This is a genomic window from Streptomyces roseus (assembly GCF_001044425.1).
In the GTDB taxonomy this organism is placed as follows: domain Bacteria; phylum Actinomycetota; class Actinomycetes; order Streptomycetales; family Streptomycetaceae; genus Streptomyces; species Streptomyces roseus.
Genome location: NZ_LFML01000053.1, coordinates 135951 through 145959 on the forward strand (window position 1 = coordinate 135951; position 10009 = coordinate 145959).

The following is a 10009-nucleotide window of genomic DNA, read 5'->3' on the forward strand; positions in this document are numbered from 1 at the left end:
CGACGATGAGCCAGGCGCAGGACCACGAGGAGTGGGGCTCCCCCCGGACCGAGTCCGGAGGAGGGCCCTCCGTTCCGCAGACCCGCACCGCCCGCCACCGCCGGATCGTGGACATCCTCAACCGGCAGCCGGTCCGCTCGCAGAGCCAGCTGGCCAAGCTGCTCGCCGACGACGGGCTGAGCGTCACCCAGGCGACGCTCTCCCGCGACCTCGACGAGCTCGGCGCGGTGAAGATCCGCAACACCGGCGGCGAGCTGATCTACGCGGTCCCCAGCGAGGGCGGTTTCCGCACCCCGCAGGCGCCGCTCGGGGAGTCGGCGAAGGAGGAGCGGATGCGGCGCCTCTCCGGGGAGCTGCTGATCTCGGCGGAGGCCTCCGCGAACCTCGTGGTCCTGCGCACCCCGCCGGGAGCGGCCCAGTTCCTCGCCTCCGCGATCGACCAGGCCGAACTCCGCGAGATCCTGGGCACGATCGCCGGCGACGACACGCTGATGCTGATCAGCCGTGACCCCTCGGGCGGCCAGGCCCTCGCGGACCACCTGCTGAGGCTGGCCCAGAAGGAGGGCTGACCGGTCAGTAGCGGGTGACGGCGAGCGCCCCCCGCCCGGTGCCGATGGCGATGTGCGGGCGGCGGCGCGGGTCGGCCCAGCGCAGGAGCGCGCGCATCGCCCGCTCCGGCACGGACACGCAACCGGCCGTCGCCCCCTTGCCGTTGACGTGCAGGAAGATGCCCGCGCCCCGGCCCCGTACGGGCTGCTCGTAGTTGAACCCGATGACGAGCGCGTACGCGTACTGCTGCTCGTACGTCACCAGGTGCTCCGCCTCGCCCGGCGCGCAGTGCACCGGCAGCGGCTCGGTCCACCGGTTGTATGCGGGCGAGGCGTTGTCCTGGCACCACCAGGAGTCGGCGGTCACCCGGCGGTAGCGGAACTGCGTCCCGGCCGGCGCGGGGCGGATCCCGAAGGCGTACGGGAGTTCGTACAGACCGGCCGGGGTGGTGTTCGTGCCCTGGGTGCGGCTCGCGCCCTCGGTCAGCCCCTTCGCGCCGAAACGCGCCTCGGCGCTGCCGGCCTCGTACCAGCGCCCCGCCCTGCGGTCCCACCAGGTCAGCCGACCGGTGGTGGACCCGGGCTCGGGCGCCACGACCGTGATGAGCTGGCTGCCGCCGCCGGTGTCGGCGAGGAGGGCGGGCAGCGGATCGGAGCCGTACGGGCCCTGCGCGAGCAGGCTGGTGACGATCAGTGAGCCGGTGACGAGAGCGGTACGCAGCACATGTCAGACGGTACGGGGCGGAAGGGGCAGCGGCAGCGCAGGCAGGCCGTCGAGGCTCGATCCGATGAACTCCTTCTTCTCGCAGTACGCGCCGAACTCCTCGTCGCTCTTGCGGCCGAAGTACTCCGCGTGGAGGGTGCGCTCGCCCTGGTACTCCATGAGCGGGACGGCATACCCGCACACGTCGGCGATCCGGCGGGCGCGCACGAGGATGACCGCCCGCGCCGCAGGCCCGTCGGCCGCCCCGAACAGGCCGATCAGCTCACCCCAGCGCGGGTCGTCGCGGAAGACGGCCTCGCCCTCGCCGTGGATGCGCACGATGTTGGGCGGGCCGCTGAACGCGCACCACATCAGGGTGATCCGGCCGTTCTCGCGGACGTGGGCGATGGTCTCGGCTCCGCTGCCGCCGAAGTCGAGGTAGGCCAGGGTCTGCTCGTCGATGACGACGAGGGTGCCGGCGCGGCCCTTGGGGGACAGGTTGACGTGGCCGTCCCCGGCGAGCGGGGCGGTGGCCGTGAAGAAGACCGGTTGTTCCTCGATGAACGAGCGGAGCCGGCCGTCTATGCGTGCGTAGAGCTTTCCCATGAGGTCATTGTCCGGTGGAGTCGGACGGCGCACGGGGAATTCCGAGGCGTGAGCCCATCCGCCCCATGACGAACTCGCTGAACAGCCCGGTTCAGCGGTCCGGCAGGGTGCCCACCCCGGGGTCGCGCACCGGCAGCGCGGCCGGCCGGCCGGCGACCCCGGCCAGGCTCCGGGAGACCTCCCGGGCGACGGCGGCCGCCGGGTCGTCGAGCAGCGGCCGCAGCAGGTCCACGTCGGTGGCGTCCAGCGCGCGCAGCCCGGCGACCGCCGCCGCCCGCACGGACCCGGCGGGGTGGTCCAGCAGCGCGCGCAGCAGCGGCGCGTCCGCCCGCCGGGCACACTCGGCGAAACCGGTGACGGCGTAGCGGGTCACCCGGGCCGGGTCCGCGACCCGGGCGCGGTAGTGGTCGTACGGGTCGCCGCCGTCCTGCCTGACCAGCCAGCGCGCGCAGGCCCGGACCAGCGCGGAGCGGTCGCTCAGGTGGTCGGGCGCCTCGGCGAAGCGGCCGGCCCGGCGCAGCGCCGTGACCCCGCCGGCCCGGACCACGGGCAGGTGTCCGTGCAGCAGGGCGTCGATCGCCCCGTCCTCGGGTTCGCCGCCGGCCAGCGCGGCCAGCGCCGCGTCGGCCCACAGCCGGGCCGTCACGGGATCGTGCTCCCGGGCCGCCCGCCGGGCCAGCTCCCGTACGCCGAGCAGGCCGCCGGCGAGGGTGATGCGGGTGGCGAACCGGCGGGTGGGCAGGTCGGCGCTGCGCCGCAGCCAGCCGAGTACGGTGTCGGGCTGCTCCCCGGTCGCCGAGACCGCCTGCCGGGCCGGGCGCCACCACCGGGCGTCGCGCGCGGGGCGCCACCACGGGGTGAGGACGGGGTCCTCGGCGGCGAGCGCCTTCTCGAACAGGTCGCTCGCCCAGCCGCCCCGCTCGCGCCGGGCCAGCCGCAGGACGAGCGGGGTGAGGTCGATCAGCGTCCGGGCCGGGTCGGCGGCCAGGGCCTCGGCGAGCACCTGGCGGGCGCGCTCGCGTACGGCGGGCGCCCAGTCGGTGCAGCGGATCGCGACGAGCGGGAGCGGCGCCTTCGGATCCCCCAGCGCGGCCTCGCGGATCCGGCCGTCGGGGTGGCACAGGCGCTCTTCGACGCGGCCGGCGCCGCGCGGCCCGCGGGGCCGGAGGCGGTGACCGCGGCGGATCTCCGCGTCGAAGGCCGTCCACGAGAGCGGCAGGACGGGGCGGCGGGCGCCGCCGATCCCGAGGCGTTCGCCGCGCAGCAGGCCCACCGCCGCGGCGCGGCCCTCTTCGGCCTGCCGCTGTGCCTCGACTCCCATGTGCCCTCCCCGGTACGGCGCGGACCGCCGATCCTAGGCTTTCGCCGCCCCTGCCGCCCCTGTTATTCGCGCTGGTCAGCCGGGTACGCCGCAGGCAGATTGACGAAACATACAGAGCAGTGCATAGTTATGCCACGACGCGATCTGTGGTTCCCCCCGCTCACGCGGGCCCCGGACGGCTTCGTGGACACGGTCCGCCGCGACCTGGCCCGAGCCCGACTCGTTACGCCAGTACCACGTCGGCCTCCCCGTGACCTCCGCGACGGGGAGGCCGGTGCACATCCCCGCACACGTTCTTGAGGAGCAGCAGCTGTGAGCAGCAACAACGGTGGTGACGTCCGGCTCTGGGGCGGCCGGTTCGCCGACGGCCCCGCCGAGGCCCTCGCGAAGCTGTCCGCGTCGGTCCACTTCGACTGGCGCCTCGCGCCGTACGACATCGCCGGATCCCGCGCCCACGCCCGGGTGCTCGCCAAGGCGGGCCTGCTCACGGCGGACGAGCTCGACCGCATGATCGCGGGCCTGGACCGGCTCGAAGCCGATGTCGCCGACGGCTCCTTCACGGGGACCATCGCCGACGAGGACGTGCACACCGCCCTGGAGCGGGGCCTGCTGGAGCGGCTCGGCGCCGACCTGGGCGGCAAGCTGCGCGCCGGCCGGTCCCGCAACGACCAGGTGGCCACCCTCTTCCGGATGTACCTGCGCGACCACGCGCGGATCGTCGGCGGCCTGATCGCCGAGCTCCAGGACGCGCTGGTCGGCCTCGCCGAGGCCCACCACGACGTGGCCATGCCGGGGCGGACCCACCTCCAGCACGCGCAGCCCGTGCTCTTCGCGCACCACGTACTCGCCCACGTGCAGGCGCTCTCCCGGGACGCCGAGCGGCTGCGGCAGTGGGACACCCGCACCGCGGTCTCCCCGTACGGCTCGGGCGCGCTGGCCGGCTCCTCGCTGGGGCTGGACCCGGAGGCGGTGGCCGCGGACCTGGGCTTCGAGCGGGGCTCGGTCGGCAACTCGATCGACGGCACGGCCTCGCGCGACTTCGTCGCCGAGTTCGCCTTCATCACGGCGATGATCGGGATCAACCTGTCCCGGATCGCGGAGGAGATCATCATCTGGAACACGAAGGAGTTCTCCTTCGTGACCCTGCACGACGCCTTCTCCACCGGGTCGTCGATCATGCCGCAGAAGAAGAACCCGGACATCGCGGAGCTGGCGCGCGGCAAGTCGGGCCGGCTCATCGGCAACCTGACGGGCCTCCTCGCCACGCTGAAGGCGCTGCCGCTGGCCTACAACCGGGACCTCCAGGAGGACAAGGAGCCGGTCTTCGACTCCTGCGACACCCTTGAGGTCCTCCTCCCGGCCTTCACCGGGATGATGGCCACCCTCACGGTCAACCGGGAGCGGATGGAGGAGCTGGCCCCGGCCGGGTTCTCCCTCGCCACGGACATCGCGGAGTGGCTGGTCAAGCAGGGCGTGCCGTTCCGCGTCGCGCACGAGGTGGCCGGCGAGTGCGTCAAGGAGTGCGAGGCGCTCGGGATCGAGCTGGACGAGCTCACGGACGAGCAGTTCGCGAAGATCTCGGAGCACCTGACCCCCGGGGTCCGCACGGTCCTCAACGTGCCGGGCGCCCTCGCCTCCCGCAGCGGCCGCGGCGGCACCGCCCCTTCGGCGGTCGCGAAGCAGCTCGCGGAGCTGAAGGCGGACCTGGTCATCCAGCACGCCTGGGCCACCCACAAGCAGTAGCCGCACGGCGCTGCCCCCGAACGTCCGCGGCCTTGCGGCCCGCACGCCCGGGGCCCTCCGGGGCCCGGGCCCTGTACGTCCGCACGCCGCGGGACGCCCGCAGGGGCGGCCGGAGCCCATGCCCCGGCCGCCCCTGCGCCATGTTCGCGCCCTGCCCCCACCCGGCCGCGGCGGCCCCGGGCCCGTCACCCCGCCCAGCGGTCGAGCGCGTCGAAGTCCGGCTGCGTCGGGCCGATCCGCTCGTCGATGCGCATCAGCAGGGTCCGCGCCGGGTGGTACTGGTCCGCGTACTCCCGGTCCGGCTCCGTGATGTCGTCGTCGATCCAGGCGAACTAGCGGGTGCCCGCGTACGCCAGGACGTACTGCGTCTTCCAGAAGGTGCCGCGCGGGGCCCGGCCGTGCATCTGCGGCCAGTCGATCCAGGGCAGCCGCGGCAGGCCCAGGTGCGGTCCTATCCAGTCGTTCGCCTCGTCCTTCCACGTGGTGGCCCAGACCAGCTCGTAGGAGTCGGCCAGGGCGAGCAGCCGGGCGCCGTGGGAGGGGTTCAGCCACACCCGCAGCGGCTTGCGGCTCTCGGCCTCCGTCCAGCCGGTCGGGCGCATCCGGTGGGTGGAGTACCCCTGCGGGCGGCGCTGGGCCCGGGCCGCGTACGGGTTCAGCGGGCCGTCCACGTCGATCAGCAGCAGTGGCTTCATGGGGTGAGGATTCCTCTCCGGCCGCCCCGAGGCAGCTCGTTTTTGCCCCGTGAGACATTCACGTCTCATTCGGGGTATGCTTGTCTCATGGCCATGGACCGTGACCAGGTGCTCCGCGACGCCGCAGCCCTGCTCTCCCGCAAATCGACCGCCACGATGGACGAGGTCGCCCGCGCCGCAGGCATCGGGCGCGCGACCCTCCACCGGCACTTCGCCGGGCGCGACGCCCTCGTACGGGCCCTCGAAGAGCTCGGCATCCGCCGGTTCGAGGCGGCCTTCGACAAGGCCCGTCTCGACGAGGGCGCCGCGGTCGAGGCCCTGCGCCGGCTCGTCGCCGAGGCCGAGCCCGACGCCCAGCTGCTGGCCTTCCTGGTCACCGAGAACCAGCTCTTCGAGGGCGACCAGGTCAACGAGGGATGGGCCCGGCTCGACGCCCGCGTCAGCGCCCTCTTCCGGCGCGGCCAAGCCGAGGGCGACATCCGGATCGACCTGAGCCCCGCCTGGCTCACCGAGGCCCTCTACGGGCTCATCGGCACCTGCGCCTGGGCCGTCATGGACGGCCGGGTCGCCGCCAAGGACTTTCAGTACATGATCACCGAGCTGCTGCTCGGTGGCGCACGACGGAGCGTGGAGAAATGAGCCGCACAGCACAGCTGACCAAGGGGCAGGGGACGGAGGCGAGCGGGGCCAAGGGGAGCAAGGGGCGCTGGCTGGCGCTCTCGGTGCTCGTCCTGGCGGTCCTGCTGGTCGCGGTGGACGCCACCGTACTCGGTCTCGCCACGCCCTCCATCAGTGAAGACCTCAAGCCGTCCGGCACCCAGCTGCTGTGGATCGGCGACATCTACTCCTTCGTCATCGCCGGTCTGCTCGTCTCCATGGGCTCCCTCGGCGACCGCATCGGCCGCAAGAAGCTGCTTCTGGTCGGCGCCACCGCCTTCGGCGCCCTCTCCGTCCTCAACGCCTACGCCACCAGCCCCGAGATGATGATCGTGGCCCGGGCGCTGCTCGGCGTGGCCGGTGCGACGCTGATGCCGTCCACCCTCGCGCTGATCCGGAACATATTCCACGACCCCAGGGAGCGCAGCCTCGCCATCGGCATCTGGGGCGCCACCGCCTCGGCCGGCGCGGCCATCGGGCCCGTCGTCGGCGGAGTCCTGCTCCAGCACTTCTGGTGGGGCTCGGTCTTCCTCATCAACGTGCCCGTGATGATCGCCCTGGTCCTCGTCGGCATCAAGCTGCTGCCCGAGTCGAAGAACCCCGTCTCCGGCCCCTGGGACCTGACCAGCGTCGCGCTCTCGCTCGTCGGCGTCATCGCGGTCGTCTACGCCGTCAAGGAAATGGCCACCCACGGCCCCACCTGGGGCGTCGCGGCCTCCGCCGTGCTCGGCGCCGCGTGCCTGTACGGCTTCGTGCGCCGCCAGTTCAGCCTGCCGTCGCCGCTCCTCGACATGCGGCTCTTCAAGCACCGCGGTTTCTCCGGGGCGGTCCTGGCCGACCTCCTGACCGTCTTCGGCCTCTCCGGCCTCGTCTTCTTCCTCTCCCAGTTCCTCCAGCTCGTCCAGGGCCGCGACACCCTGGAGGCGGGTCTGGCCGAACTGCCCGCCGCCGTCGGCGCGGTGGTCACCGGCCTGGTCGCCGGACGCTACGCCCGCCGGTACTCGGTACGGTCGATCGTCACCGGCGGCCTCGCGGCCATCGGACTCGCGCTCGGCGCGCTCACCCTGATCCACAAGGAGAGCGGCTACCCGCTGCTCGGAGCCGCCCTGCTGGTCGTCGGCCTCGGCGCCGGATTCTCCTTCACCGTCACCGCCGACGTGATCCTCTCCAGCGTCCCCAAGGAGCAGGCGGGCTCGGCCTCGGCCGTCTCCGAGACCGCGTACGAACTCGGCGCGGCCCTCGGCATCGCCCTGCTCGGCTCCATCGTCACCGGCGTCTACCAGGGCTTCACCGCCCCGGCCTCGGTCCCAGGACCGGTCGCCGACGCCGCGCACGAATCGCTGGGCGGCGCGGTCGAGGCCGCCAAGGCGGTGGACCCGGCGATCGCCCAGACCATGGTCGCCGCCGCCCAGGACGCCTTCGTGGACGGACTGCGGCTCGCCTCCGGCGTGGGCGCGGCCGTCCTGCTCGCCACCGCGGTGGCGGCCTGGTTCCTGCTCAGGGGCCAGAGGCTCCAGGACGGGATCGAGCACTGACGTACCGCCAGGGGATGCTGTCGTGAACGGAGTTGACACATGATCACGGTCACGGCACCATCCCGGCGGTGGAGAGCAACGATCTGACCCCGGCCGAACGTCGCCTGTGGGAGGCCTTCCCGCGCGGCGAAGGCGTCGACTTCCGGGAGGGCCCCGACGAGGACGCCTGCGACGGACGCGACTGGGGGGCCGAGCGCACGGTGCGCGCCGAGGTGATCGCCGCCCTCCTGCTCAGCAATCCCGCCCCGTCGGGGCAGGTCCCCGGGATCAACGTGCGCGGCATCCGGATCATCGGGAAGCTGGACCTCAAGTACGCGGTCATCGAGCATCCGATCCGGCTCCGCGCCTGCTGGTTCGAGCGCAAACCCCAGCTCTACGGGGCCCGGCTGCGGGCCCTGGTCCTGACCGACTCGGCGCTGCCCGGCCTGACCGCGTCCACCCTGTGCGTCGACATCACCTTGCGGCTCAACTGCTGCCGCGTCACGGGTCCGGTCCGGCTCACGGGGGCCCGGATAGCCGGCGGCCTCTTCCTCCAGGGGGCGGTGATCCGGCCGGGCACCCTCTCCGACGAGCGGGATGAACCCCCGCTCCAGCTCAACCACGCCGAAATAGGCACCGACATCATCGCCGACGATCTCACCGTCCACGGCCAGCTCCGGATCAACGGCGCCACCATCGCCGGCCTGATCAGCCTGGACCGCGCCAAGCTCATCAACCCCGGCGGGATCGCCCTCCACGCCGAGACCGTCTCGGTCGGAACCGACCTGCGCGGCCACCGGCTGGAAGCCGAGGGGATGGTCAACCTCACCGGCGCCCGCATCCCCGGCCAGCTGCTCCTCACCCGCGCACGCCTGGCCAACCGCGACGGAGTGGCCCTGCGAGCCAGCAGCTGCGCGATCGGCGAGCTGTGGCTCAGGCTGTGCCCGCCCATCGACGGCATCGTGAACCTGCGCCGGAGCCAGGTGGACATGCTCTACGCGGAACCCGGTGTCTGGCCGTCCGTGATCCGCACCGAGGGGCTCACCTACCGGGTTCTGCACCCCCACCTGCCCGCCGAGGACCGGCTGCCCGCTCTGGAGCGCGAGGAGTCCGGGTACCTCCCGTACGCGTACGAGCGGCTCGCGGCGGCCTACCGCACGGTGGGCGACGAGGCGGGGGCACGGACCGTACAGCTCGCCAAGCTGCGCCGGCACCGCCGGACCCTGCCGCGGCCCGCCAGGGCCTGGGGGCAGCTCCAGGACCTCACCGTCGGCTACGGCTTCCGGCCGCTGCGGGCGGCGGGCTGGCTGGCCGCGCTGGTGCTGACGGGGTCGCTCGCGTACGGTCTGCACCCGCCGAGGGAGCTCAAGGCGGGGGAGGCCCCGGAGTTCAACCCGGTGTTCTACACGATCGACCTGATGCTGCCGATCATCGGCTTCGGCCAGGAGAGCGCCTTCGCGCCCAACGGCTGGTACCAGTGGCTCTCGTACCTGCTGATCGTGACCGGCTGGATCCTCGCCACGACGACCGCGGCGGGCGTCAGCCGGTCACTCCAGCGCCAGTGACCCGAGCGCTACGCGGCTTCCTTGGCCTTGGTCGCGTACATGTCCACGTACTCCTGGCCCGAGAGCCGCATGACCTCCGCCATCACCGAGTCGGTGACGGCGCGCAGCACGTAGCGGTCGCGGTCCATGCCCTCGTAGCGGGAGAACTCCATCGGCTCGCCGAAGCGGATCGTGACCCGGCCCGGGCGCGGCATGCCCTTGCCGCCCGGCTGGAGCTTGTCGGTGCCGATCATGGCGAAGGGGACCACGGGGGCGCCGGTCATCAGGGTGAGCCGGGCGATGCCGGTGCGGCCGCGGTAGAGGCGGCCGTCGGGGGAGCGGGTGCCCTCGGGGTAGATGCCGAAGATCTTGCCCTCTTCGAGGATGCGGCGACCGGTCATGAGGGCGGCCACACCGCCGTTGGCGCCGTCACGGTCGACCGGGATCATGCCCGAGCCGGTGAAGAACCAGGCCATGGCCCGGCCCTTGACGCCCTTGCCCGTCACGTACTCGTCCTTGCCGATGAAGTGGACCGTACGGTCGCACACCAGCGGAAGGATCATGGAGTCGATGAAGGTGAGGTGGTTGCCCGCCAGGATCACCGGACCGGTGCCAGGAATGTTCTCGATGCCTTCCACACGGGTGCGGAACATCATGCGCATGACCGGTCCGACAGTG

The 10009-nt window shown here is 72.9% G+C and carries 9 protein-coding genes and 1 pseudogene; 5 read left to right on the plus strand and 5 right to left on the minus strand.

Going from position 1 to position 10009, the window contains the following annotated elements; genetic code table 11:
- The first annotated feature begins 5 nt into the window (after positions 1–5).
- Positions 6–569, plus strand: a complete 564-nt coding sequence (locus ACS04_RS14590) for an arginine repressor (protein ID WP_030157281.1) — start codon at positions 6–8, stop codon at positions 567–569.
- Between the two features lie 4 nt (positions 570–573).
- On the opposite strand, the gene ACS04_RS39285 is transcribed toward ACS04_RS14590, so the two are convergent.
- The 3 genes from ACS04_RS39285 to ACS04_RS14605 form a co-directional block, all read right to left on the minus strand.
- Complete coding sequence (locus tag ACS04_RS39285) at positions 574–1269, minus strand: L,D-transpeptidase family protein (protein ID WP_048477024.1); 696 nt, start codon at positions 1267–1269, stop codon at positions 574–576.
- 6 nt (positions 1270–1275) lie between these two features.
- Complete coding sequence (locus ACS04_RS39290; RefSeq protein ID WP_048477003.1) at positions 1276–1857, minus strand: pyridoxamine 5'-phosphate oxidase family protein; 582 nt, start codon at positions 1855–1857, stop codon at positions 1276–1278.
- A gap of 91 nt (positions 1858–1948) precedes the next feature.
- A complete protein-coding gene (locus tag ACS04_RS14605; protein ID WP_053080769.1) occupies positions 1949–3178 on the minus strand; it encodes a hypothetical protein in 1230 nt (409 codons plus the stop codon).
- A 312-nt stretch (positions 3179–3490) separates the two neighbouring features.
- On the opposite strand from ACS04_RS14605, the gene argH reads away from it, so the two are divergent.
- On the plus strand, positions 3491–4921 hold the full coding sequence (gene argH / locus ACS04_RS14610) for an argininosuccinate lyase (protein WP_048477004.1): 1431 nt from the start codon (positions 3491–3493) through the stop codon (positions 4919–4921).
- Positions 4922–5106: 185 nt separating this feature from the next.
- Here the strand turns inward: argH and ACS04_RS14615 are convergent.
- Positions 5107–5616, minus strand: a pseudogene (locus tag ACS04_RS14615) (HAD domain-containing protein).
- Positions 5617–5703: 87 nt separating this feature from the next.
- On the opposite strand from ACS04_RS14615, the gene ACS04_RS14620 reads away from it, so the two are divergent.
- The 3 genes from ACS04_RS14620 to ACS04_RS14630 all read left to right on the plus strand — a co-directional run bounded on the left by ACS04_RS14620 (position 5704) and on the right by ACS04_RS14630 (position 9352).
- Entirely contained in the window at positions 5704–6255 is a 552-nt protein-coding gene (locus ACS04_RS14620; RefSeq protein ID WP_048477005.1) for a TetR/AcrR family transcriptional regulator, read from the plus strand.
- A complete protein-coding gene (locus tag ACS04_RS14625) occupies positions 6252–7808 on the plus strand; it encodes an MFS transporter (protein ID WP_048477006.1) in 1557 nt (518 codons plus the stop codon). The genes ACS04_RS14620 and ACS04_RS14625 overlap by 4 nt, the downstream gene beginning before the upstream one ends.
- 68 nt (positions 7809–7876) lie before the next feature.
- Positions 7877–9352: a hypothetical protein gene (locus ACS04_RS14630; RefSeq protein WP_048477007.1), complete on the plus strand. Its 1476-nt coding sequence runs from the start codon at positions 7877–7879 to the stop codon at positions 9350–9352.
- Positions 9353–9360: 8 nt separating this feature from the next.
- On the opposite strand, the gene ACS04_RS14635 is transcribed toward ACS04_RS14630, so the two are convergent.
- Positions 9361–10009, minus strand: a 649-nt coding sequence (locus ACS04_RS14635) for a lysophospholipid acyltransferase family protein (protein WP_048477026.1), incomplete at its 5' end; no start/stop codon positions are given.